At 66.0% G+C, this 23,932-nt stretch carries 23 protein-coding genes and 1 pseudogene; 14 read left to right on the top strand and 10 right to left on the bottom strand.

Annotated elements, in window-relative coordinates; all coding sequences use genetic code 11:
* The first annotated feature begins 23 nt into the window (after positions 1–23).
* Positions 24–287 carry an acyl carrier protein gene (locus tag NVU01S_RS31685; RefSeq protein ID WP_043675979.1) on the top strand — a complete coding sequence of 88 codons (264 nt, stop codon included), beginning with the start codon at positions 24–26 and terminating at the stop codon, positions 285–287.
* A 72-nt stretch (positions 288–359) separates the two neighbouring features.
* Here NVU01S_RS31685 and NVU01S_RS31680 read toward each other — a convergent pair whose 3' ends face one another.
* Together NVU01S_RS31680 and NVU01S_RS31675 are read right to left on the bottom strand one after the other, a co-directional pair.
* Positions 360–860: a hypothetical protein gene (locus NVU01S_RS31680; protein ID WP_043675981.1), complete on the bottom strand. Its 501-nt coding sequence runs from the start codon at positions 858–860 to the stop codon at positions 360–362.
* A gap of 298 nt (positions 861–1,158) precedes the next feature.
* Positions 1,159–2,787 (bottom strand): GAF domain-containing sensor histidine kinase, encoded by a 1,629-nt coding sequence (locus NVU01S_RS31675; RefSeq protein ID WP_244467384.1) that lies wholly within the window; start codon positions 2,785–2,787, stop codon positions 1,159–1,161.
* Positions 2,788–3,074: 287 nt separating this feature from the next.
* Between NVU01S_RS31675 and NVU01S_RS31670 the strand changes: the two genes are divergently transcribed.
* On the top strand, positions 3,075–4,055 hold the full coding sequence (locus NVU01S_RS31670; RefSeq protein WP_043676084.1) for an Acg family FMN-binding oxidoreductase: 981 nt from the start codon (positions 3,075–3,077) through the stop codon (positions 4,053–4,055).
* Positions 4,056–4,074: 19 nt separating this feature from the next.
* On the opposite strand, the gene NVU01S_RS31665 is transcribed toward NVU01S_RS31670, so the two are convergent.
* Positions 4,075–5,265 carry an RNA-guided endonuclease InsQ/TnpB family protein gene (locus NVU01S_RS31665; RefSeq protein WP_043675987.1) on the bottom strand — a complete coding sequence of 397 codons (1,191 nt, stop codon included), beginning with the start codon at positions 5,263–5,265 and terminating at the stop codon, positions 4,075–4,077.
* A gap of 196 nt (positions 5,266–5,461) precedes the next feature.
* Here NVU01S_RS31665 and NVU01S_RS31660 point away from each other — a divergent pair, with 196 nt between their 5' ends.
* Positions 5,462–6,016 (top strand): flavodoxin domain-containing protein, encoded by a 555-nt coding sequence (locus NVU01S_RS31660; RefSeq protein WP_043675990.1) that lies wholly within the window; start codon positions 5,462–5,464, stop codon positions 6,014–6,016.
* Positions 6,017–6,113: 97 nt separating this feature from the next.
* On the opposite strand, the gene NVU01S_RS45290 is transcribed toward NVU01S_RS31660, so the two are convergent.
* Entirely contained in the window at positions 6,114–6,947 is an 834-nt protein-coding gene (locus NVU01S_RS45290; protein WP_063048198.1) for a hypothetical protein, read from the bottom strand.
* 619 nt (positions 6,948–7,566) lie between these two features.
* On the opposite strand from NVU01S_RS45290, the gene NVU01S_RS31650 reads away from it, so the two are divergent.
* The 3 genes from NVU01S_RS31650 to NVU01S_RS31640 all read left to right on the top strand — a co-directional run bounded on the left by NVU01S_RS31650 (position 7,567) and on the right by NVU01S_RS31640 (position 9,371).
* Positions 7,567–8,214, top strand: coding sequence for a response regulator (locus NVU01S_RS31650; protein WP_043676088.1), 648 nt, complete (start codon positions 7,567–7,569; stop codon positions 8,212–8,214).
* Positions 8,211–8,780, top strand: a complete 570-nt coding sequence (locus NVU01S_RS31645) for an LpqN/LpqT family lipoprotein (protein ID WP_082032218.1) — start codon at positions 8,211–8,213, stop codon at positions 8,778–8,780. The genes NVU01S_RS31650 and NVU01S_RS31645 overlap by 4 nt, the downstream gene beginning before the upstream one ends.
* An 87-nt stretch (positions 8,781–8,867) precedes the next feature.
* Complete coding sequence (locus NVU01S_RS31640; protein ID WP_043675993.1) at positions 8,868–9,371, top strand: flavodoxin family protein; 504 nt, start codon at positions 8,868–8,870, stop codon at positions 9,369–9,371.
* Between the two features lie 63 nt (positions 9,372–9,434).
* Here NVU01S_RS31640 and NVU01S_RS31635 read toward each other — a convergent pair whose 3' ends face one another.
* A complete protein-coding gene (locus NVU01S_RS31635) occupies positions 9,435–9,962 on the bottom strand; it encodes a hypothetical protein (RefSeq protein ID WP_043675995.1) in 528 nt (175 codons plus the stop codon).
* Between the two features lie 219 nt (positions 9,963–10,181).
* Between NVU01S_RS31635 and NVU01S_RS45285 the strand changes: the two genes are divergently transcribed.
* The 3 genes from NVU01S_RS45285 (at position 10,182) to NVU01S_RS31620 (ending at position 12,412) form a co-directional block, all read left to right on the top strand.
* Positions 10,182–10,553 (top strand): WhiB family transcriptional regulator, encoded by a 372-nt coding sequence (locus tag NVU01S_RS45285; RefSeq protein WP_082032224.1) that lies wholly within the window; start codon positions 10,182–10,184, stop codon positions 10,551–10,553.
* 68 nt (positions 10,554–10,621) lie between these two features.
* Complete coding sequence (locus NVU01S_RS31625; protein ID WP_082032220.1) at positions 10,622–11,254, top strand: vitamin K epoxide reductase family protein; 633 nt, start codon at positions 10,622–10,624, stop codon at positions 11,252–11,254.
* Positions 11,255–11,758: 504 nt separating this feature from the next.
* Entirely contained in the window at positions 11,759–12,412 is a 654-nt protein-coding gene (locus NVU01S_RS31620) for a hypothetical protein (RefSeq protein WP_043675998.1), read from the top strand.
* Between the two features lie 251 nt (positions 12,413–12,663).
* Here NVU01S_RS31620 and NVU01S_RS31615 read toward each other — a convergent pair whose 3' ends face one another.
* Genes NVU01S_RS31615 through NVU01S_RS31605 form a run of 3 tightly spaced genes read right to left on the bottom strand, consistent with a single transcriptional unit; the run spans position 12,664 to position 18,429 of the window.
* A complete protein-coding gene (locus NVU01S_RS31615) occupies positions 12,664–14,100 on the bottom strand; it encodes a TIGR00366 family protein (protein WP_043676001.1) in 1,437 nt (478 codons plus the stop codon).
* Positions 14,101–14,116: 16 nt separating this feature from the next.
* Positions 14,117–15,058, bottom strand: a complete 942-nt coding sequence (gene lhpI / locus NVU01S_RS31610) for a bifunctional Delta(1)-pyrroline-2-carboxylate/Delta(1)-piperideine-2-carboxylate reductase (protein ID WP_082032221.1) — start codon at positions 15,056–15,058, stop codon at positions 14,117–14,119.
* Between the two features lie 17 nt (positions 15,059–15,075).
* On the bottom strand, positions 15,076–18,429 hold the full coding sequence (locus NVU01S_RS31605; RefSeq protein WP_244467381.1) for a molybdopterin-dependent oxidoreductase: 3,354 nt from the start codon (positions 18,427–18,429) through the stop codon (positions 15,076–15,078).
* A gap of 101 nt (positions 18,430–18,530) precedes the next feature.
* On the opposite strand from NVU01S_RS31605, the gene NVU01S_RS31600 reads away from it, so the two are divergent.
* Positions 18,531–19,187, top strand: a complete 657-nt coding sequence (locus NVU01S_RS31600; protein WP_244467382.1) for a GntR family transcriptional regulator — start codon at positions 18,531–18,533, stop codon at positions 19,185–19,187.
* Positions 19,188–19,290: 103 nt separating this feature from the next.
* Positions 19,291–19,641, top strand: coding sequence for a copine family C2 domain-containing protein (locus NVU01S_RS31595; RefSeq protein ID WP_043676005.1), 351 nt, complete (start codon positions 19,291–19,293; stop codon positions 19,639–19,641).
* A gap of 101 nt (positions 19,642–19,742) precedes the next feature.
* On the opposite strand, the gene NVU01S_RS31590 is transcribed toward NVU01S_RS31595, so the two are convergent.
* A complete protein-coding gene (locus tag NVU01S_RS31590; protein ID WP_156161749.1) occupies positions 19,743–20,090 on the bottom strand; it encodes a hypothetical protein in 348 nt (115 codons plus the stop codon).
* Positions 20,091–20,199: 109 nt separating this feature from the next.
* Here NVU01S_RS31590 and NVU01S_RS31585 point away from each other — a divergent pair, with 109 nt between their 5' ends.
* Positions 20,200–20,607: a RidA family protein gene (locus NVU01S_RS31585; protein ID WP_043676011.1), complete on the top strand. Its 408-nt coding sequence runs from the start codon at positions 20,200–20,202 to the stop codon at positions 20,605–20,607.
* 57 nt (positions 20,608–20,664) lie between these two features.
* Complete coding sequence (locus NVU01S_RS31580; protein WP_052280953.1) at positions 20,665–21,312, top strand: PadR family transcriptional regulator; 648 nt, start codon at positions 20,665–20,667, stop codon at positions 21,310–21,312.
* Here NVU01S_RS31580 and NVU01S_RS31575 read toward each other — a convergent pair.
* Positions 21,256–22,638: a carotenoid oxygenase family protein gene (locus NVU01S_RS31575; RefSeq protein ID WP_043676013.1), complete on the bottom strand. Its 1,383-nt coding sequence runs from the start codon at positions 22,636–22,638 to the stop codon at positions 21,256–21,258. The genes NVU01S_RS31580 and NVU01S_RS31575 overlap by 57 nt on opposite strands.
* A 357-nt stretch (positions 22,639–22,995) precedes the next feature.
* On the opposite strand from NVU01S_RS31575, the pseudogene NVU01S_RS31570 reads away from it, so the two are divergent.
* A pseudogene (locus tag NVU01S_RS31570) lies at positions 22,996–23,847 on the top strand (alpha/beta fold hydrolase); the annotation flags it as partial.
* Positions 23,848–23,932: the final 85 nt, after the last annotated feature.

Below are 23,932 nucleotides of genomic sequence, written 5' to 3'. Positions count from 1 at the left end.
ACCCGGAAAGGTTGTGAGCGACAATGAAACCCGCAGACCTGGCAGAGATACTTACCCGCGCACTCAATCCAGGCGGTGGTCCGCCGAGCCTCGTCGTGCGGCTGCCGGAAGAAGCGCTGGACCTGACGATGAAAGAACTGAACATCGACTCGTTGGCACAGATCGAGATGATCGACGCGATCAATCGCCACTACCGGATCGCGATCAGTGATGCGGAGGCCGACGCCCTGCACACTCCCCGCCAGGTTCTCGACTTCGTCGCAGTCAAGCTCTCGAAGCGACGCTGAAACAACGGGCCAATTCGGTGTCAAGGTGCGCCAGGTGTTGCGCTCTGCGCAGGTCCGGGCGGGGGAGTCGGATCAGTTCTGGCCCCAGTGTGTCGCCTCGGTCATGTATGCGTAGACGGACGCGGCGCGGTGGCACAGGGAGAATGCGTTGGATTGGATGTCGGAGTATGCGTTCCGGCAATTGGTCAGAAGTTCTTGGTAGAACGCCGCGTTGCACGGACCGTATCCGGTCTCGCGCCACCCTTCGGTGCGTCGGGCGTCGACCACGTCGTAGCACATGTCGTGCCGTGCGCACGGTCCGGCGAAGTTCGCGCTGCCGAACTGGTCGAACGACGACGTGCAGAAGTCATGTCGGGCAACCGGTTCCAGGGTCGGGTTGTAGACGTAGTCGGCCGGCACATCGATGTAGGGCAGTGCGGGGTCGGGATCGCGCTTGTCCCGGGACGGCTCCGGCTGGGACGACCAGAGCGTGCCCAGCCGGGCATCCAGCGGATACTCCGGCGTGGGTGTCGCGTTCGCGGTGGACATGGCCGAGGTGATCAGCACGGCCGCGAACCCGGTGAGGCCGAGCATGCGTCTGATCCTGGAAGTGTTTCTTCTGCTCATCGATACCCCTCTGTTTGTGCTGGACGCGGAATGCGCAATCGCATCGCCGGATGCGCTGCGAACTCACTTTCACCTGCACTCTGCTATTCGACAAGCGAGCGGATTCGACAATGCCGAACCGACTCGTCTACGTGCGAATTCCCTTCGATATCAAGAGAAATGAGCAGTGCACCACAGAATTGCAACGTCGAAGGTGTCGTTTCGGTCCAGGGACGGAAGGCCTCTAGTTATGGGAAATTTCCTCGGTCGGAGCCGGGAATTGTCCCTATCGCACCGTACGGGTCGGCGCCGGCAAAGGCGCGGCCCACCGCAGGGTCGTGCCCCCTTCGGCTCGCCGCCCCAGTCGGCAACTGCCGCCGTGCCTTTCGGCACGCACCGCGAGGTTCGCCAGCCCACTGCGGTGCGTGATCTCGGCGGGCAGACCGATTCCGTCGTCGGTGACCTCGATGGTGACGTCGTCACGCACGCGGAGTTCGACCGAAATCGTCGTGGCCGACGAATGCCTGACCGCATTGCTGAGCGCCTCGCGCAGCACGGCTTCGACATCGTCGGACAACGGTGGCGTGAGGACCGTGACAGGTCCGGCCAGGTGCACTCGCGTCCGAATTCCGGTGTCCTTGGTCATGTCCGAGACGATGCTGTGCAGCCGTTTTCGATAGGTGGACGAATCAGCGGTCGAGTTGGTCTGCAGGTCGAAGATCGAGTGCCGGATATCGTGCACGATCGTCTGGATATCGTCGACGCTCTCCGCGAGACGTGCCTGGGTATCCGCCGAATCCGTGCGCCGAATGGTGTTCTGTAGGGAAAGGCCGACCGCGAACAGGCGTTGAATGACTTGATCGTGCAGGTCGCGGGCGATCCGATCACGGTCGGACAAGACGTCGAGTTCCCGCATGCGCCGTTGCGTGTCCGCCAGCTGCAGAGCGAGCGCCGCTTGATCGGCGATGGCCGCCATCATCGACCGGGCGGCGGTGTCCAACTGCGGCAGGCCCGCGGGTCGTATGGTCGCCAGGATGCCGACGACCGAATGGCCGGCCTGGAGCGGAAGTATCAGTGCGGGACCGAGTTTCGCGACATTGCCGAGGGTCGTCTCGTCCGACAGCGTGTCCACGGCGACCGCACGACCCTCGCGAAAGGACCGTCCGACCGCGGTCGCCCGCACGGGTTCGCGCCGGCCGATCAACCGCCGGGCACAGATTCCCGCCGCGGCGACCACGACCAGCTCGGTTTCCTCCGCCATTGTGCTCGAGTCGGCCGCCAAGGCCAGGAGGGTGCATGCCGATTCGGTGAGCGCGAGCGTGCGCTCGGCGACCAGTGTCAGCACTTCGTGATTCGCCCCGCCCGAGAGGAGTTCGGTGGCCACATCACGGGTGGCTTCGAGCCACTGCTGGCGTATCCGAGCTTCTTCATAGAGGCGTGAGTTCGCGATGGCGATGCCCGCCGCGGCGGCCAGTGCCTGCACGACGACTTCGTCGTCTTCGGTGAACTCGCCGCCGCCCACCTTTTCGGTGAGATACAGGTTTCCGAATACTTCGTTGCGCACCTGGATCGGTACGCCGAGGAAGGACCGCATCGGCGGATGATTCGCGGGGAAACCTACCGAGGCGGGATGTTCGGAAAGATCGGCGAGCCGGATCGGTCTCGGTTGTGTGATCAGCAGACCGAGTACACCGTGACCATGGGGTAGATCACCGATCATGACGCGGGTGCGATCGTCTATGCCTTCGTACACGAATTCGGTGAGTCTGGCGGCGGGCTGGTCGGATTCGAGCACGCCGAGCGCGCCGTAGCGGGCGTCCACCAACTCCAGGGCCGCGTGCACGATCGAACGAAGCGTGTCATCGATATCGAGACCCGAGGTGACGATCAGCATCGCTTCGATGAGCCGATCCATCCGGTCTTGCGTATCGACGATCTGCGCGATGCGTTCCTGCAGCTCTGGCTCCGTCACGGTATTCGCTCCCTTCGGCTTCGAGCCTTACGCACACAGCACGGTCGGGAAAATGTGAATAGTGCCCTTGGTTCGAGGGCGAAAGACCCTCGATCGGAGCGACCAGAGCCCTTCGGCGGCCGAATTCGATCGAACACGCAGCCGAGGTCCTCGCTATGAGGGCCGTCGGACCCTTCTTCGCGGCACGACCGTATGCGACCGTCATGGCACCCGAACATAAGGAAGTCGGTATGGATCATGGAATGCCGGACGATGAAACCGTACGAGCGGCACTGAGACTCGCGGTACGGGCACCGTCGGTGCACAACATTCAACCGTGGCGGTGGCAGATCGGGGACAGGTCAATGCATCTGTTCCTGGATCCGGACCGGGCGATACCGTCGACGGATCCGGATCAGCGTGATCTGGTGCTGAGCTGTGGTGCGGCACTTCATCATCTGCGTATCGCGTTCGCGGCGCTGGGCTGGTCGGCGATCGTGCATCGCCTGCCGAATCCGGACGAACCGAATCATCTGGCGGCGATCGAGTTGGTCGCGCATCGGCCGACGGCCCAGGATGTCGAACTCTCGGCGGCGATTTCGCGGCGGCAGAGCGACCGCAGGCAATTCAGTTCCTGGCCGATTCCGGTCGGGTACTTCGGCTTGCTGATCGAACGCGCCGCGGGCCTGGGTGTGATTGTCCGTCGGGTCACCGACCGATCGCGAGACCGCCTGCTCGATGCCATGCGGATCGCGGCCGCCGAGCATGCCCTGGACGCCGACTACCGGTTCGAACTCGCGAGCTGGAGCGGACGCCACGGGTCCGCGGATGGTGTACCGGCCAGGAGCACTCCGCGTCCCCGATCCGACGCCGAGGTCCCCGCCAGAGATTTCACCGAGCCGCAGCTGCTCGACCAGGCCCGAACTCCGGACACCGCCGACCTGCTCCTGCTGGCGACCTCGGCCGACGATCGCGTCTCGCGTCTACGGGCCGGCGAAGCCATGAGCGCGGTCCTGTTGACCGCGGCGAACATCGGCCTGGCCACCTGCCCGCTCAGCGAGCCGCTCGAACTTCCGTTGCTGCGCAATCGGGTTCGGCTCGAAGTGCTGGACGACAGCGCGCACGCGCAGGTGGTGCTCAGAGTCGGTTGGGCGCCGACGAGCGCGGGCGCGCTGCCCGTCACGCCGCGTCGCGCCATCGACGAAGTAGTGGATCAGTTCGACGTTCCCTGAGTGCTCCGCGGCGACGGTGTCATCGGTGGGTTGGTGTGCGTGTCTTGGCATCCTCGTACCTTGCCCCGGCAGGCAGGGACGATTCCGGCTGGCGTGGGTAACGCCTACGGCGGGTTCCTGTTTCGTGGCCGAGTGCCGGGACGGGTCCGGGCCTCGAGTCGGCTCCACAGGCGTTTCTACTCTCCGCCTGCCCGGCGGCGAGAATGGTGCGGGCGGCGCGGTCGGGGTGGTGCGGACCGGGCACGGGTGCGGGCGAAAATTTGCCGAAGCGCCGCCCGTAGCGAGCGGCCTTCTGGCCGAGCATCCGGGTGAGCACGATCCAGCTGATGTCGTCGGCCGAGCGGGTTCCGCGCGACGGAGCCTTGGCGCGGTAGGGCAGTCCTTCGATGTACACCGCTTGGTTTTCGCGGATGATCGCTGTCGACTGCTTGTGCGCCCAGTCGCGTCGGGTGTCGTTCAGTGCCGCAGAGGCTTTGGCGACCGCCAGCCGGGCCTTGACCTGATTCCTGCTGCCCGGCTGCTTTCTGGACAGTGTCCGCCGTGCCCGGTCCAGTCTGCGTTGCGCCCGCCGGAGGAATTCCGGGTCGGCGATCGTGGCGCCGTTGCTCAGCACCGCTACTGCGCACGTCCCCCGGGCGATACCGACCTGAGCTGACTGTGCGGGCAGCGGGTCGGCGGCGGATTCGACCACGAAGGAGACGAAATAGCGGCCCGCGGTGTCCCTGATCACCGTCACCGACGTCGGTTCCGAAGGCAGCGGCCGTGACCAGATCACTTTCAGCGCACCGATTTTGGGCAGACGTAACCGACCGCCCGCGGTGACTGCGAAGTGGGCGTTGCGGGTGAATCTGACGGATTGCCGGTCATGGCGGGACCGGAATCTGGGGAGTCCGACGGTGGGGCCCAGTCGCCGACCGGTCGCCGAGGCGAAGAAGTTGCGGTACGCCGTGTTCAGGTCTGCGAGAGCTTGCTGGAGGACCACCGCCGACACGTCCGCGAGCCACGCACGTTCGACGGTCCGTTTGGCCGCCGTCAGCTGTCGGGACAACTCCGCGTCCGATATCCAACGGCCGGCCGCGTAGGCCCGTTGGCGGGCGTCCAGGGCGTCGTTGAAAACCACTCGGGCACAACCGAAAGCCCGGGCAAGCGCGGCTTGCTGGGGCTCATCCGGATAGCATCGGAAGTTGTAACGCAGTTGGACAGGGCGCATCGGTCACCTCCCTCTGGCTGATGTCTGGGCCGCCGGCGACAAGAAATGAACGCATCGTGGATCGACGTTTTCACGATAGGCAAACGTCGCGTCGTAGGAAAAGGGGGAATGGTCCATCAGACGGGGACTTTTCGTCCTGATCGCGTGGGCCGTACGCCTCTGCCGAAAACCGTTGTGTGCAGCCACCATGAATGGCATGGGAACGCCAGGTACTCGCATCGCAGTGATATTCGCTACGGCCCAGGGGTCCACCCGCGACATCGCGGAATACTTCGGGCAGGACCTGACGGCGCGCGGGGCAGAGGTCGTCGTCGCGGGGGTCAACCATGCGCCACAGCTCACCGGGTTCGATGCGATCGTTCTGGGCAGTGCGATTCATCACCGGGAATTCCTCCCGCCGGCGGCATCGTTCATTCGCGCGCACGCGGATATCCTTGCCACGAAACGGGTCTGGTTGTTCAGCGTCGGTCTCGGGCCCGCGCTCGTCGGACCCCTGGGCCGACGGCTGGGCCGGAAGGTGCCGAAGGAAATCGCGGCACTGCGCGCATTGATCGCCCCCGAGGACTACCACGCTTTCGCCGGTCATTACGAACGGGCCGGGGTCGACTTCAAGGCCCGCACGATCTATCGGGTCCTCGGCGGCATGCGGTACGGGGACCTGCGCGACTGGGCCGATATAGCCGCATGGTCGGCGAAGATCGGGGAGTCGCTCGGGTTGCCGCAAACCGCGGTGACCATCGTCCGCCCCTGAGTCCGTGCGCCGCCTGCCGCGCCGACCGGTGGCCGGAGCCGCCGACGGCAGCGCGGTGCTCACTGTCCGGCTCTGTGTGAGCACCGCGCCGCCTCGGTTACCGCACCAGCTGGAACTGCTCGGTGACGGAATTGATTGCCGTGCTGACATCGGTCAGGCCTTGCTGTAGCTGCCTGGCCACCGGCTCGACCGCGGCGGAGACGGGTGCCGCGGCGTCCTGGCGCTGCGTGTAGGCGAACCCTTCGAGGTCGTTCAGGTTCTGCTGAGCCAGACCCTGATTGGCCTGCGAGGCCGCGGTCGCCGCACCGATCGCGGCACCGAGACCGGCGCCGATCGCCGCACCGACGGGCGTGGCGACGGCCGCGGTGCCCAGGCCTGCGGCGGTCGCGACGCCCGCACCGGCGCCTGCGCCGATTGCGGTGCCGGCCAGTGGTCCGACGACGGCTCCGGCGATGGTTCCGGCCACACCGCCGACGATGCCACCGATCACCGCGCCGGGGATGCATCCGACGATCACGGCCGGCAGCCCGACGACGCAGCCGAGGGCCATGCCGGTGAGCGTGCCGATCGTGGCGGCGCCGACGCCGCCGATCACCAGACCGGCGCCGGCGCCGATGCCGGCTCCGATCGGCACCGCGGCCAGCCCGGTACCGAGTCCGGTGATCGCCCCGACGGTCGCGCCGACGGCGGCCCCGCCGATCCCGCCGATCGCCGCGCCGTCGGCCGCGCCGTCGAGCGTGGCCGCCGACAACAGTTCCCGCCGGCGCTGATCGACCAGTGGAAAGTATTCGGGCTTGATGACGGTATCGCTCAGGACCCCATTTGTTCCCGGTTCGAAATCGGTGCCCCGGCCCTGGCCGACGTTGTCCCAGGGGGCCACGACGGGCTGGGCGACGTCCGCTGCGGCGGTACGGAGGAGCGGGTTTGCCAACTGAGCCACCGGCTCGGCGGAAGCGAAGCACTGGCCTGATGCAATTCCTGCCGTGGCTACGACAGATACGATTCCCATTCGCGCAAAGCCATGTCTCGCGGACATTCGTTCTCCTTTGATTCGATCATTCGACTGCTACGCGTTACCGAAATTTCGCGTAGCCTGTGCGGCATCACGGACGATCGTTGGAATTCTCGAAAGCAATTCCGAGAACTGATGCCGAGTGACAATCGAATCACCGCGACTGTGCCGTGAACAGAAGTCCGGAGTCATCGGACGCCGGGACATTCTGTCCGGATATCGTGTGACCAGTGTCCCGTGTGCCAATTGTTCGGCACGATCTATTACCCCGATGGGCAGGCGGGCACTGTCCCGCGTAGTTGGGACAAAAGTCATGAAATCCCTTGCCCATTGGTCGGATACCGTTGTGACCTTTGCCCGCAGGCGGACTCATCCGTTACCGATACATTGAGTAGCGAGTAGATTCGGGCAGCTCGTGGCTCGATCAGCTCGGATGGGGATCTGTGCCGAATCCGGCGCCGAACGCGAGACCTGTTGTCCGAGCTGGGTAATCGGCGCAGTGCTGCCCGCCCGGACGTTCTGCCGGAGGGGTTTGTGCGTGACTAGAGTGTTCCTGGTCGATGGGCATCACATCGTCCGGCGTGGGATTGCCGACCTGATCGGCGCCGAACCCGACCTCGAGCTGGTCGGGGAGGCGGAGACGGTGTCCCGGGCCATCGAAGACATCTTGCGGCTGCGTCCCGACGTTGTCGTGCTCGAAATCCGGCTGCCCGATGGTGACGGCATAGCGCTGTGCCGTGAACTGCAGAATCACGGGCTGGGCGCGCAGTTGCTGATCCTCACCGCGTTCATCGACGAGAAAACGATGCTGAACGCCATCCGGGCGGGAGTCAGCGGCTACGTCGTCAAGGACATCGGCACGGTGGAGTTGGTCGACGCCATTCGTGAGGTCGGGTCGGGTAAATCGTTGCTCGACAACCGCGCCGCGGCCGCGCTCATGTCCAAGTTGCGCGCGGACGGCGCCGCACGCAGCGGTCCTTTCGCGCATCTCACCGCGCAGGAGCGGACGTTGCTCGAACTGCTCGGCGAAGGACTGTCGAATCGACAGATTGCGGAACGAATGTCGCTGGCGGAAAAGACGATCCGGAACTACGTTTCCCGGCTGCTGACCAAACTGGGGGTCGAGCGACGAAGTCAGGCAGCGGTGCTCGCCCTGGAGTTGCAGCCGTCCAGCAGTGTGCGATGAACGGTCGCTGGTCGTCTGCGCACGAGCACGACGCCGAAGCGGGCCTCGCGACCTACTTGGCTGCCTGCGGAGTTCGATATGAGCAGCTGCGGCCGGGTGCGACCGGTGTACCGACGGTGTCGATCGTCCCGCCGTCGCCTTGGACGCAAGTGGCGCGCGGATACTTCCGCGACGTCTATTCGATCTGGGCCCGGCCGCCGATCGAAGGCTACGGCTGGGTCGACAACGCGGTGCTCGTCCTCGTGCGATTGACTCCTGGTGTCGATTACCTCGAGCTGCTCACGCACGCTGTATTCGACGCACGCCGACTTCCCGGCTGGGACGAAATCCATGTCGATGAAGCACGGTACGAGGGTTATCCGTCCTGCCTCATCGCGGGCACCTACGTCCTCGACTCACTACGACTACGGGCCGACACCCGATACCTCGTCATAGGTGATAGCGGTTGCCAGTATCTGGTGCAGCTCACCATCACCAGCCAATTGCCCTCGGCTCCCGAGGCCGCCGGGTGGGCGTCGAAAGATTTCGACCAGTTCAACGGTTGGTGGGTGACCCTGCCCCGATAACGCCGTCATAGGTATGCAGGAGGTAACACGTTGACGAATTCCATTGTCGCCGAAACACGCGCTCCCGGTAAGGCCGAGGGGAGCGGCATGAATGTCTTGATAGTCGTAGAGTCTTGTTTCGGGAACACCGCGTCCATCGCGGAGTCCGTCGCCGAGGGGATTCGTGCGCGCGGGGGCAGCGTCACGGTGGTCGGCGCGCAGGCCGTGCCTGCGCTGGACGACGTCGATCTATTGCTGGTGGGAGCGCCTACGCACAATGCGGGTCTGTCGACGCCGACATCACGTCGGCAAGCGGAATCGCACGGTGCGGTCAGATCCGTGACCGGCGTGCGGGAGTGGCTCGATGCGCTGCCCGCGCGGCTGAATGTCCGTGCCGCGGCGTTCGATACCGTCGCGGGCCGAAGCATCTTCACCGGGTCCGCGGCGCGACGGATCGTGAAGCGCCTGCACGGGCACGCCTGCGATGTCGTGGGGCGTGAAAGTTTCCTGGTCGTCTCCCGAGTGGGGCCGTTGGCGGGCAACGAGTCCGCGCGGGCCGAGCGCTGGGGTAGTGAACTGGTCGAAAGACTGTCGCGCTTCGGAATGCCGTAAGGAGTCGGATCAGTTGTGGCGCAGCGATAGTCGAGCGTGTGCTCGGTTACCGCAAGTGGAGGCTCAAGCCGTCGACGCGTGGCCGGAACGTGCGGTAGGCACGCCGCCGGCCACCGCGCACACCGCGTTGAGTACGACGGCCTCGATCGGGAGGGTGGTGACGTAACCAGGTTCGACCACCCACACCGGTGAGCAGCCGAGCTGCCGGTCCGAATGTGGAAGCATGATCCGGCTACCGCGCGCCACGATCGTGACGCCGAGTTCGTCCAGTCGTCGCACGAGGTCCGGATCGAGGCTGTCGGCGGGGTAGCGGACGAGGAAGCCGACGCGATTCGACCTGGTGTGCAACATGACCGGGGCGGTGTGCGCTGCCGCGGAAACCTCGTACCCGAGTAGCCGCGGCATGGTGACCATGCCGAACCGGTCATCGGTGCGCAGACAGGGATGGGAGCCGAGCAGGGTCACCGGCAGACCGCGGTCGCGGTAGGTCGTGCAGATCCGCTGTGGGGTAGTGCAGTTCGCGAACATCCAGTCGGTATCCCTCGAATCGTGGTGCCCGTCGGCCGCCGGAACGGTGCAGTGCGCGGCCATTCGCGAAGGTATCGCCTGATCCGCTTGCCGGGCAGAGTAATTCGGCTCCACTGGACCGGCCGATCGGCCGCGCACGCACAGGACGTAAGTCCTGACCGGCAATGACGAACATCACGGACATGAAACCGGAGGAGTTTCGGCCCTACCGAGGTGTGCCATTCGGCTCTCGATGCGGGGAACAGCGATATCCAATTCTACGGATATGAGATCGGTAGTGCGGTGTTAGATCGGGCGGCACAGCTACTCGAGCGCGATGCGGGGGAGTGGGCGGGCAGCGGGAGCTGTGCACAAAGCGATCCGGAGGAATTCTTTCCCGAGGCCGGTGAGACCTCGCTGCTCGCGGTGCGGATCTGTGGCCGGTGCGAAGTACGCGAATCCTGCCTCGAGTACGCGATGGAACACAACGAGGTCTTGGGTATCTGGGGTGGGCTCACCCGTCGGCAGCGGATCAAGCTGTCGCGGCTGCGCGCGAGTCTGGAACGATCGCGTGCGGCGGCAACGCACAACGCGGCTCGGCGAACTCGTGCGATCGAGATCGTGGTGACCGCCATGGACGGCGCCGGTCGCCATACGCTTGTCGACTGCCGGTGACCATCGGCCTGCATCCGGTGGCACAAAGGCCCTCGTGCGACGAATGCCGTTCTGGATATTCGTGTTACATGAGCCTTGCTGAACCGACCCGGATCGAAGTGGCCGATGCGGTATCGGCAGTGCAGCCGAGCCGGTTGTCCGTCGCTCGATCGAGCACCGCGTGGGTACTACTGCTGGCCGCGGCGGCGGGTTGGCTGGCCTCGTTCACCTTGACGGTGGAGCGGTTCAAACTCTTTGTCGATTCGGGCTATCGGCCGTCGTGCAGTATCAATCCCATTCTGTCGTGCGGGTCGGTGATGGCGACACCGCAGGCGGCCGTTCTCGGTTTCCCCAATCCGATCATCGGCGTCGTCGCGTTCTCGGTCGTGCTGCCGCTCGCGCTGCTGAGCGTGGCCAGAATCGCACTGCCACAGTGGATCTGGATCGGACTCTGGATCGGCACGGCCTGCGGTGTCGGGTTCGTGTGCTGGCTCATCTTCCAGACGCTCTATCGGATTCACGCGCTCTGCCCCTACTGCATGGTGGTGTGGGCGGTAGTCACTCCCATGCTGGCCGTGCTGAGCAATCAACTCGGCGAAGCGCTGCCCCGCCCGCTGCGCGCAATAGTCGACTGGCGCTGGACCGTGGTCGCGCTGTTCTACACAGCCGTTGTGCTACAGGTCTTTCTAGCGTTTCAGGACTACTGGCTGTCGCTCATCTGAGAGCGATCACGATGCGGTTCAACTCGGTGGGCGGGCGATGATGACCGGGCAACCGGCACCCGCGGCGACCTCGAGCAGGTGGTTGAGGGCGTTGTGGGACACGGGATTCGAGACCGGTCGCAGGTCTTTCGGCGACAATCCGAGGACCTTTGTCTACTACGTTATGTAGTAGAATGGCTGGTGGACCGGTCCTGTCGGGCGGGATCGGCCACCGTGTGATACCGAGCCCCGGTGCGTAGGGCGCCCGGTGCACGCGGGCTCGATCGCGGTGTCGTCGTGTCTGTTCATCTCCGTTCGACCCTTCGTCGGATGCGCAGCCGACGGCACCGCGCCGACGCGGTCGGCACCGAGAACCATTCGGTATCGGCCTGTTTCGCAAGAAGTGGGGGTATTCGTCCCGGCAGTACGCCGGGACCGGTGGGCGGTGCCGTCGATTCCGAGTCATCCTGTGTGCGGCGGCACCGTCACCACTTCGGCGGGCCTGGGCGGAGTACGGTCGGCCGCGTGGATCTGCAGCCCGTGATCGATTCGTTCGACCAGCTCACGCGCCGCGCCGAGCGGTTCATTGCGGCACACGGTATTCGTGTCGAATGCGCTCGGCTGGCGGAGTTTCGGGACCCGTGGCTCGAATTCGGCCTTCCCGCAATGCAGATCGACCGTATCCTCGACTTCCAGCGGCGGTGGGGTGGACTGATCCTGCCGCCGTCTGCGGATTATGAGGGCGGGCCCGCAATGCTGTCTGCCGACCTGGTCGGCGGGGCGCTCGAGCGCATCGGTTGGTTCGAGGCGGGGCCTGAGCGCGTGTCGATGGCCTACGAGTTCATGATCGGCCCCAATGGAGAATTCGGCATCGACGGCGATCGGTGGGTGCCATTGCACGCAAGCATCGAGGGGTGGATCGAATCGCTCGCGCTGGCATACCATGCGGCTCGCTGGACCAAGCAGATCACCACGATCAGGGGTGCTGCTGTTGACGAGCTGTCGTTGCGCGCCTTCGAACCCGTGACCGAAATTCGCGGCCTGGCCGACACTTGGTGGCGAGGCCCCGACTCGCTGATCGCGATATTCGCGGGCGAGGCCGAATGCTTCAGTGCACCAAACCGCCGCGTCGCCCGCATCTACGCCGGTCTCGACGAGTGGGGGCTGCGCGGAGGGTAGCGGCAAGGCGTCGCAACAGGGACGCCCCCGCTCAGACGCTCGACGGGGGGTAGGTGGGACTGTGCGGTCGGCCGTGCGCGTCTGCGAATTCGACCAGAACGATCCCCGGATGCGGATCGTCGCTGAGCCAATGGACAGCGCTGGCAGGCAGCTCGCAACCATCGCCCTTACCCGAACTCTGTTGCACCACAACACCTTATCGAGACGCCGCCTAGGGCGTTCTTCGCCGAGTTCGGAGAAATCATTCCTGGTCAATAGGACGGTGGTTGGTAGGGCAGGGTGGGTGCCAACAGGGTGAGCAGGCCCAGGACGATGGGCAGGAGTGCCGCGAGGTAGATGAATGTGTAGCCGACGATGTCGCGTGCTTTGAGGGACAATACGCCGAGGAGCGGGAGCATCCAGAACGGGTTGATCAGGTTGGGCAGTGCCTCCGCGGCGTTGTAGATCTGGACGGTCCAGCCGAGGTTGACGTGTGTGTCGTTCGCTGCCTGCATCACATACGGAGCCTCGATGATCCATTTGCCGCCGCCGGAGGGGATGAGGAAGCCGAGGACGACGGAGTACGCGCCGATGAGCAGCGGGAAGGTGGTGGCGTTGCCCGTGGCGGTGAACAACGAGGCGAGGTGGTGGGAGATCGAGGTGCCGGAGCCGTCGGTGGCCTTGGTGAGAATGGCCGCGGTCCCGGCGTAGAAGGGAAATTGAATGAGGACACCGCCGGTGGCGGGCACGGCTTTGGTGACTGCGGCGAGGAATCGGCGGGGGCGCCAGTGCAGGAGCATGCCGAGGCCGAGAAACAGCAGGTTGTAGGTGTTGAGCCCGGAGATCGCGACGAGGGGGTCCTTGGCGGCGAATTCCTGGATCGCCCACCCGCCGACCAGGACGACGACCACGATGGTGAGCAGCGGGCTGTATTCGAGCCATTCGCCGGGACGCGTGCGCGGCATGTCGTCGTCGACCGGGTCGCGGGGATCGATGCCGAGATCGGTGGCGGTAATGGCGATGTCGGCGCAGGGTGCGGTCAGAAACGCGATGGCCACACATACCGTGACGACGACTGCGGCCACAACGAGTGACTGCCAGGTGAAAATGGTGTCCCGGAACGGGATGACGCCGGTGATGGGCAGCAGCGACTGCGGAATGCTGGCGGGGTTGGCCTGTAGTTGCGCGGCCGACGAGCTGAGGCCGAGCGCCCAGCTTCCGCCGAGGCCGAGGTAGGCCGCTGCCGACGCGGCCCGATAGTCCATGCGCAGCTCGCGGCGTTCGGCGAGTCGCCGGACCAGCAGCGCGCTGAAGATGAGACTGAAGCCCCAATTGAGCAACGCCGACAGCAGGCTGACCGCGGCGACGACGGCGATCGCCGCACGCGGATTCCGCGGCACCCGGGCGAGCCCGGTGATGGCCCGCTGGACAGGCCGGGCGGTGGCGACGACGTAGCCGCCGATGGCGACCATCGCCATCTGCATCGTGAACGGGATCAGGTCCCAGAAGCCGTTGCCGAAGACCGAGGCGACCTCGGCGGGTGCCGCGCCGATCGCCAGCGCGGCGATGGCGACCACCGCGACGATGAGCAGTGCGAAGACGAGGGTGTTGGGGAACCACTTCTCCGACCAGGCCGCACTGCGGGTGGCGAATCGGGCGAGCCGGCCGGCCGGTGGGTCGGCGGCGAGCTGGGAATCGGGCACAGACATACGAACTCCTGAGTGGTCAACCGGCGTGCCGGAGGACGTGGTGGTGGACCAGCGCCGCGGCGGTCAGGTCGGCCAGGGCCGTGCCGACTGCTTTGAACACGGTGATCTCGTGGGCGTTTCGGCGACCGGGCGCCTCATTTCGACAGAGCTGGGGCAGCGTGGCGGTCACGTCGTCCCGGGTGATGACGCCGGTGGCGAGTGGCTGGGTGAGGTCGCCCGATTCGTCGAGCGCGTTGTTGCTGTCGACGTAGACGACGCCGCGGGTCAGGCAGGCGTCGTCGGCTTCGCGCATCTCCGGGCGGAAGCTGCCGACCAGGTCGAGATGCGTGCCGGGACGCAGTAATTCACCGCGGATGATCGGGCTGGTGGCGAGCGTCGCGCAGGAGATCACGTCGGCGTCGGGGACCGCGGTGTCGAGGTCGACGGCGACGTGAGCGTCCGCTCCGGAGGCCCGCAGCCGTGCGACCAGGGCTTCTGCGGAGGCGCGGTGCTGATCGTGGACGAGCACGGTGGTGATGTCGAGGACCGCGGCGTGTGCGGCGGCGATGAGCGAGCCGACGTGCCCGGCTCCGACGACGAGATGGACTCGGCTGTCGGGGCGGGCCAGATAGGACGAGGCCAGCGCCGCGGTGGCGACGGTGCGCCGCCGAGTGAGTTCGTTCCCATCGATGACCGCCAGGTGCTCGCCGGTGTCCGCACGGGCCAGGACGTAGGCGGAGGACAGGGCCGGGCGACCGTGCGCATTGTTCTCGGGGAAGACGTTCACGAGTTTGACGCCCAGCAGCCCGTCGGCCTGCCAGGAGGGCATCAGGAGCAACGTCGACCCGGTGGTCTCGTCGATCTGATGATGGTGGCGCGGTGGGGTGGTGGCGCCGCGGGCGAAACCCGCGCGCAGGGCTGGGATCAAAGTGTCGAACGGCAATGCGTCGACGGTTTCGTCGGCGGAGACGATGAGCACGGTCGGACCTTTCGGAATCAGGCGTCGAGCACGACGTCGGACGTCGGCATGGACTGGCAGGTGAGGCAGTGATCGTCGGGCAGCTCGCCCCCGACGGCGACGAGGTGTGCCACCGTGCCGTCGAGCACCCGGACCGCGCAGCTCTCGCATTGGCCGACGCGGCATCCACTGGGCACGGACAGACCCGACTGCTCGGCGAGCTGCAAGAGGGTGCCGTCCGACTTGCGCCACGTCACGTCCCGGCCGGAACGGGCGAACCGAACGGTCGCGGTCGCGTCGTCGCGGATGCGCACCGGTACAGGTGCCGCGTGGAACTTCTCGGCGAAAATGTCGAATCGGGGAACACCTCGGGCCACCAGACCGGCGGTGAGTTCGTCGAGCATGTCCTCGGGGCCGCACAGGTAGAAACGCGCTCGCCGGCCGATCAGGGCGGGGTCGATATCGGACGCCGATACCCGCCCTCGCCGGTGGTAACGGTCGCCTGCGCCCGGTCGGCTGTAGTGGTCGATCACGCGCAAGGACGGCAGATGCGCGGCGAGGGCGGCGATCCGGTCTCGGAAGGGGTGGCGCGCACTGTCCCGGTTGCCGTAGTGGAGCACGATTTCCGGGGTGTCGGACGGGTCGAGAACGAGTGTTTCGAGGTAGCTGAGGAACGGGGTGATCCCGATGCCTGCGGCCAGGAGCACGATCGGGCGGGAGTGGACGAGGGGCACGGCGAAGCCACCGGCAGGAGGGGTGACGAGCAGGCGGGTGCCGGGCCGGAGCCGGTCGTGCACGGCAGTGGAGAAACGGCCGCCGGACACGCGCCGCACCGCGATCGTGTACCTGTCCTGAGCAGCCGGTCCGCCGGGTCCGGTCAGCGAGTAGCTGCGGGTCAGGCCGGGTTGATCGGGCCATGCGACCGTGATGTGTTGCCCGGCGCGGAACGCGGGTAACGGTGCCCGGTCCACGGGCCGCAACTGCACCGCGAGAATCTCCTCGGTTTCGAGTTCGCAGTGGTCGATCAGGAATTCCCGCTGCGCATGCCACCGTGTCGAGTGCGCGAGCTGGACGTCGCAGGGCACCGCGCGCAGCCCGACGGAGCCACTGATCGGATCGCGGTTTCCGTCACCGACCAGGAGGTTGTAGTTGGTGCCGTCACCGGCGAGCGGATCCGCACCGGGCAGGGCGAGGTCCGAAGCGGCCTGCCACCAGCCGTATTCGGCGACGACGACGTCGCGGTGCAGGTCCGAGTCGATCCGTGCGCGCATACCGACGGTGGCGCGCGAGGTACTGATCCGCACCCAGTCGCCGTCGCGGATCCCACGAGCGTCGGCGAGTTCGGCGCTCAGCTCGACGATCGGATCGGGGAAGCGTCTACGCAGCGAGGAGATTCCGCGGTGCTGGCTGTGACAGAAATAGCCGTTCTTCGCGCAGGTGAGCACCAGCGGATAGGACGCGTCCGGTGCCGGCGGCTCGGCCACCGGTACTGCGGCTTGCCCGTGCTGGGCGAGCATCTCGGAGTAGAGCTCGACCCGGCGGGTCGGGGTCGCAAACCCGGTGACCGTTCCGTCGGCGGACTCCTCGGCGTATTTGCGGTAGCGGCCGTGTAACGGCAGATCAATCCCGCCGGGGCTTTCGCGCAGCTCGGCCGCGGTGACCGCGAGCGGAGCAAGCTGATGATTCCAGCCGTCCTCGATGCGCCCGTGGAAGAAATCCGCGCCGTGCCCCAGCCGCACGGCCAGGTCGAACACGATCTCGGTGTCCGAACGCGACTCGCCTACGGGTTCGACCATCCGCGGCCGCAACTGCACTCGCTGCTGAGCGGCGACGCTGATCTCGAACCCGGCTCTGATCGCTTCGCGCTCCCACGGCGTGTTGACCGGCAGCAACAGATCGGCGAAGCGAGCGGTGGGGTTCTCGAACAGGTCGAGATGGACTGCGAAGTCCAGGCTGCGCAAGGCGTCTGCGGTCCGCCGCGGATCGGGTTGGGTCAGCAGCAGGTTCCCGCCGAAGGACACCAGCGCCCGTACCGGATATGGTTCACCCTGGAGCACCGCCTGGCAGAAGTCGCGGGCATTGATCCAGCCCTGCGCCGGTGGTCCCAGCGGGAAGCTTTCGAGGCCAAGGGCTTTCGCGCGCTGGGCGGCGGCGAGCTGGTCGGGACCGGTGACCGGATTGACCGGCAGTTTGGGCAGCAACACGTTGCCGCCGGGGGCGTCGTAGCTGCCCGTGAGCGCGTAGAGGGTGGCGATCGCTCGCTCGGTCTGGGTCGCGTCGACATGCTGACCGACCCCGGACCACGCCGCGTACGACACCGATCGCGCCGCACCGAGTTCCGCGGCGAAGGTCTCGATCGCTGCCGGGGCGACCGTGGTCACCGCCGCCGCCCGGTCGACCGGCCAGGCGGCGCAGGCAGCGGCGTAGCGGTCGAAGGCGGGCACACAGTCGATCGGTCCGCGTCGGGTAACCACCCGCCGCCGGCCGCGCAGTGCGAACCGTTCCACACGGTTCGGCGCGCGGGTGGTGTCCACCGGCTCCGCCCGCCCGGACACCTCGTCCCACACCACATATCCCGGCACCCCGGGATGCAGGTCCGAAGCTCGCAGGAACTCGCCGGTGTCGAGCCGGACCAGCAGCGGCGCATTCGTCCACGATCGAACGAATTCCTCGTCGTGGCCGCGTTGGGCGAGTAGTCGACCGGCCACACTCAACGCGAGCGCGCCGTCGGTACCGGGGCGTACCCGAAGCCAATGGTCGGCCTGCAACGCGCTGGTCGATCGGCGGGGGTCGACGACCACGAGCCGTGCCCCTCGGGCCCGCGCCTGGGCGAGTGCCGCGGACTGGGCCAGCCAGGATTTCGCCGGGTTGTGGCCCCACAGCACGGCGAGGTCGGTGTTCGCGTAGTCCGGCCCCGGCAGCCCGCTCCCGAACGTGAAAGCGTGTGCGAAATCCTTGTGCCAATTACAGATCTCGGTCGAGTACAGCGTGTTCGGGCTGCCGAACACCCGAATGAATCGCTCGACCCAGTCGATGGAATCCGACATCGGCGTTCCGCTCGGCGAGGTCACCGAGAACGCGACCGCCTCGGCGCCGCTTTCCGCACGGATACGGCCCAATTTTTCAGCGACCTCGCTCAAGGCTTCGTCCCAGCCGATTTCGCGCCAGCGCGGGTCCGGGTCGGATTTGGGCGTGGTCCGTTGTAGCGGCCGCCGCAAGCGCTCGGGGGAATACACCAGCTCGGGAGCGGCCCGGCCCTTCGGGCACATCGCCGCACCGGTGGGATGTTCGGAATCCGGCCGGACATCGCGCAATACGCCGTTGTCGACCGTGTAGACAGCGCCGCACCGGGAGCGGCACAGCGTGCAGTAGCCGCGCACCTCAGCCATCATGTTACTCCTTAGTAACCGGCTACCGGTTACCGATTGCCGGTGACAAGTAAGATGCGGGAAAGCGGCGGGGAAGTCAAGGCCGAGCGTCGAAAGGCAGGTAGTTGACCGAGGACGGAGCAGTGCGGCTGCAGCACACCAACTTGCGGGATCAAGTGCTCGAGGTCGTGCGACAAGCGATGGTGTCCGGTGAGCTCCGGCCAGGAGACATCTACTCGGCCGCGGCGCTCGCGACCCGGCTGGGCGTCTCCAGCAGTCCGGTCCGGGAAGCGATGCTGACGCTGGTCACGCAGGGCTTGATGGAGCCGGTGCGCAACCGGGGTTACCGGATTGTCGCGATGACCGAGCAGGATCTGGACGAGATCTACGAGCTGCGTCAGTTGCTGGAGATCCCGGCCACGCTCGCCGCGGGAGCGAAGATCGAACCCGAGGATTTGGAGCGGCTCGCCGGTTTGGCCGGGGATATCGAAAGCGCGGCCCGGGCCGGAGATGTGGCCGGCTTCCTCGAGGCGGACCGGCGGTTCCATCTGGACCTGCTGGCACACGGCGGAAATCGCCGGCTGGTGGACAGCATCGCAACCCTGCGGAATCAAACGCGCCTGTATGGATTGGACAAACTAGCCGAGGGCGGGCGGCTGATCGGGGCAGCGGTCGAACATCGAGAAATCCTCGCCGCCATCTCGGCACGCGATTGGACCGAGCTGGAAAGCCTGATGCATACGCATCTGCGCCACACCCGCGCGGACTGGGCGAGCGGCTGAATGACGGTGAAAGCAACGTGGCCGCAACGCTTTTAGTGCAACATTGAGCGTGTGGTTCCTGGCTGCGGGGCTCGGCACCACCTAGTCGGCGCAGGAGACGGTCATGGTTGAAATCAATCTCGTTCTATCCGCCCAGGACCTGCCGGACACCGACACGCTAGGGGAGACGGACCCCTACCTGAAACTCTATGTTCAGCGCGCCGGATCCTGGGTGCTGGCCACCATGACCGAGATCCGCAAGAACGACCTGAATCCCCGCTACGCGCCCTGCGTCATCGATGTCGGCGATAGTGAACGGTCCGCCCTCCGGATCGAGGTGTGGGACCACGATCGGATGGGCAGCGACGAATTGGTCGGCAAAGTAGAACTTTCGGTGGCCGAGTTCCTGCGCGCCGGGGGGAACGTCACCCTGGCATTGCCGGGCGGAGGACAACTCAACGTCCTGAGGCTGTGATGGGGCGACGGCGCGGCGTCCGTTGGCTGCGGCGGCAAACAAGATGGCCGCCCCGGCCTGGGCCGCGACATGGAACACGGGCCAGGTGGAACCTGCGGGGCTCAGCGGCTCGAGGGTGGTAGGCGGTCGGTCCGGGTGAGGATGTCCGAGCGCACGTCGAAGACGAACGGAACGTCGTCGGGGCCGCCGGACAGCCACCATGTGCTGATGGTGGCTGTGCCGTCGTTGATCTCGTCGATCGTGCACTGGATCGTGGTGGGGCGGGGATAGGTTGAGGTCGGCAGTAGTTCGCCGCCGAAAAGCGCGCTCTTGCCTACCAGTTGGTGCGGTCGGCCGTGCGCGTCTGCGAATTCGACCAGAACGATCCCCGGCTGCGGATCATCGCTGAGCCAATGGACAGCGCTGGCAGGCAGCTCGCAACCATCGCCCTTACCCAAACTCTGTTGCACCACAGCACCTTATCGAGATGCCGTAAACCGGCGCGGGACAGCGCAGTCGATCGACCTGCGGTCACAAAATGCGGTTGGCGAAGATTCGGTCGGCGAGAAGAATCGAGCCGTGACGAAGACTGTGACGCTGATCAGATCCGGCAAGCTCGCCACTGTCGCCGAATACGCTTATGCCGCTACGGCTCCGGCGCAGGCGCGACTGATCTTTCTCGCCGGTGCGTGTCCGCTGAATGCCGACGGCAGCACCGCGGCGGTGGGGGATTACGCGGGACAGGCCGCGAAGGCGATCGAGAACCTGAAGATCGCGCTGCGCGAGGCCGGTGCCGAACTCGAGAACGTGATCAACACGCGGGTGCTCGTCGCCAGTTCCCGGCAGGGAGATTTGGTCACGGCCTGGGAGGTCGTGCGGGACGCGTTCGCCGAACACGATGTGCCGAGCACACTGCTGGGCGTCACGGTGCTCGGCTACGACGACCAACTGGTGGAGATCGAAGCGGTGGCTGCCGTAATGGATTAATAGGCAATGGTACTATTCCTGGAATTGACTAATAACGGTTTTGCCTTCGGAGGGTGAATGGCGCTCAAACACGCTGTGCTGGCGGTGCTTTCGCGGGGCGATTCCTCGGGATATGAGTTGTCGAAGGCCTTCGAAGTCGGTGTGACGAATTTCTGGCACGCGACGCCGCAGCAGGTCTATGCGGAGCTGACCAAACTCGAAGAGTCGGGGTTGATCAGCGGTCGGGACGTGATCGGGCGGGGGCGGCAGACCAAGCGGGTGTTCACGGTGACCGACAGCGGCCGGGACGAGCTGTCCGCGTTTGTCGCCGTGTCGTCGAAACCGGGTGCGATCCGAGAAGATCTGGTCGTCAAGGTGTATGCGTCGGAATTCGCGGAGGCCGAGGTGTTGGCCGCCGAACTCGAGGAGCGGGCCGAACGTTCCCGGGCCAAAATGGTGGTGCTCGACGCCATTTTGGCCGACCTGCTGGGCGACGACGACGAGCAGACCCATTTGAGTACCTCCGAGCATCCCGGCCGATACCTCACCGCGATTCGTGGCCGTGGCTTCGAGGCGGAGAACTACGCGTGGTTCCGTTGGGCCGCTGCGGTTTTGCGTGCCCGCGCGGCGGGTGAGCCGGTGCCCGCGCGTTCGGACCCGCAGGCGATGTCACGGCTCGTCGGGGATCCAGGAGGCGTGGAACCCGTAGGGCACCCGGGTCGGTAGGGTGATCCGGGCGACCGGTGGGCCGGAGAAGTCGGTGGCGTCGAGCACCACCAGTTGTGATGGGGCAGTGCCGATTCCGGTGACGAGCGAGAGCAGCCAGCCCTCGTCTTCGCCGTATGCGCCTGGGGCGGCGACGAAGTCGGCTTCACCGGGCACCTGCGTGGTGCCGAACCGGTGGGAGCTGCTGGTACCTGCCACGGTGTCGTATTTGACGAGTTCGTAGCCGTCGGGGCCGTTTTGGCGCGGGTAGCCCACCGCGTAGACGTCCCGACTCGCGCGACCGGTGCGGTCTGCGTTGATGGTCGGGAACTCGACCGCGCGGTCGTCGAGTTGATCTTCGCGCACGGTCCCGGTCGCGGGATCGAGGGTCCAGCGATGCAGGAACGCCTCGGGCAGTGGGTTGCGGTCATCCAGATTGCCCGGAACATGCTGGACGTAGCCGCCGAGCCGGGCCCAGCTGACGTCCCAACTCTGCGGTACAACGCGGTTGCCTTCCAACACGATTCGACCCTTGTCGTCTTCCCGCGCGTTCGCGGTGTGGATGATCCAGCACGGGTCGACGGTGATCCAGACGATGTCGGCACTGGCACCGTGCTTGGGCATGATCCCGATGCGCGGCTCGTGGGTCTCGCTCCAGTGCATCGGCAGCGGATTGCGTCCGACCTGATCCGGGTCGCCGACCACCGGCAGGTCGAACCAGATCACATAGTTCTGCGTGATCGCGAAATCGTGCATCAACGTCACGGCCGGGACCTCGATCGGCACGCTGCGCAACAGCTCGCCGTCGGGGGAGGCCACGTGATAGATCAGGTGTGGCGGAGTGGGGCGATACGCGTCGAAGAAGTGCAGTTCGCCGGTGGTCGGGTCCACTTTCGGATGCGCGGTCATCCCGGTGGCCAGCCGCCCGCCGAAGTCGTACGGGCCGACGGTATCGAGTTCGGCGTCGACCTCGTAGGGGAGCATGCCCTCCTGAAGCGCGAGTATTCGCCCGGCATACGGCACGACGTGCGTGTTGGCCGTGCCGACCGACAGATCCCGGGCGGGGTCGAACAAGTCGTAGCCGTCGGGTGGCGGTGTGGTGCGGACCCACCGATTGCGATACCACTCGGCACGGCCGTCGCGGATCCGGATGCCGTGCAGCATGCCGGGGCCGGCCCACAAATGGCCGGGATCGGCGCCGGGCGCGGGGTTCGGGCCGTTGCGCAGGTAGCGGCCGCACAGTTCCGGCGGTAGGGCCCCGGTGACCGGCAGGTTCCGGGCTTCGGTCTCGACGGCCACGGGCTCGAGGATGCCGGACAAGTAGCGAGGGGTGTCGAGCGATGTCATGGTCCACTCTCCTACTAGTAACGAAATTGAGTATTGATCTCTGATAGTAGACATTGATTTGACTATCCGACAAGGGGTGATCTCCGGACGAAACCTGCTGCGGTATGGACGGTTTCTCGTCAGGGGCTGAGGCGCCCGGGGTGGGATCGGTCAGTCCTGCGGTTGCGGGATCTCCTCGCCGACGGCGAGTTCGCTGCCGCCTGGCCCCTGTGGAAGACGGCGGCCACCCCTTGCTGTTGCTGGATCTCGCGTATTCGCATAGTATTCTTATTCAAATTGAATGATAATCCTGAAATCTGACATATATGGATTGCTATTCGAGTCCGAGTCGAGGGATACACACGCCGGGAGTTGTGCATGACCACCTCGTTTTTCGTCCATCAGGGCAACAAGATCGCTTACACCCGCGCGGGCGCAGGCCGTCCGATCCTGTTCCTGCACAACGGCGGGACGTCGAAGGAGATCTGGACCGGGCAGGCCGGCGCGCTCGCGCGCAAGCACGAGGTGATCTGCTTGGACCTGCTCGGATTCGGCCGATCCGATCTGCCCGCGGCCGGCTATACGATGACCGCCTACGTCGAGACGTTGTCAGCCTTCATCGACTACCTCGGGTTCGACCGGATCTCGGTGGTGGGCAACTGCATGGGCAGCGCGATGACCCTGCTCCTGGCCGACCGCCGGCCCGACATCTTCGAGGCGCTCGTCCTGATCAACCCACTCACCCGAGCAACCGCCCGGCATGGCGCCATCGGGCTGGCCGTACCCTTCGCCGAACACTTTCCGGCCATGTCGGGATGGGTTGCCCGTCGAGTCCGAGTGCCTGCGCCGTTGACCCGATTCGTGGTCGCCGCCCAGTACGGCCCTCGGCATTGGCTGCGCGGGGCCATCAGACCGTTCCCCGGGGCCGCCGTCGCCGGGGCCGGATGGAGTACACGCGGCCGGCTGTACTCGATGGCCGAACTGTTCGCTGATACGACCCTGCTGGCCGAGATCGACCGCCTCGAGCCAGGGCCGGATCACCCTCCGTTCGCAGTGATCTGGGGCAACGCCAATCTCGGCCTGTCGGCTCGCGCCGGACGCAGACTCAATCGAACACTGCGACCCGACCGGGCAGAGTTCCTTCCTGGCTGCGGACATCTGCCCATGATGGAGAACCCCACGGCCGTCACGAGGATTATCGAGGAGTTCATCGGAGACCCTCCGATTCGCAACAACGATCTTCCCCGACCGTACGGCCGACGGCAGCCGGTGATCCGAACCGCTTCCTCCGCGGAGTTCTCGAGCGGTGTGGCGA

This window comes from Nocardia vulneris (assembly GCF_001613425.1).
In the GTDB taxonomy this organism is placed as follows: Bacteria; Actinomycetota; Actinomycetes; order Mycobacteriales; family Mycobacteriaceae; genus Nocardia; species Nocardia vulneris.
Note: the sequence above shows the minus strand (reverse complement) of the source record. Positions and strands in the feature narration are given on the sequence as shown.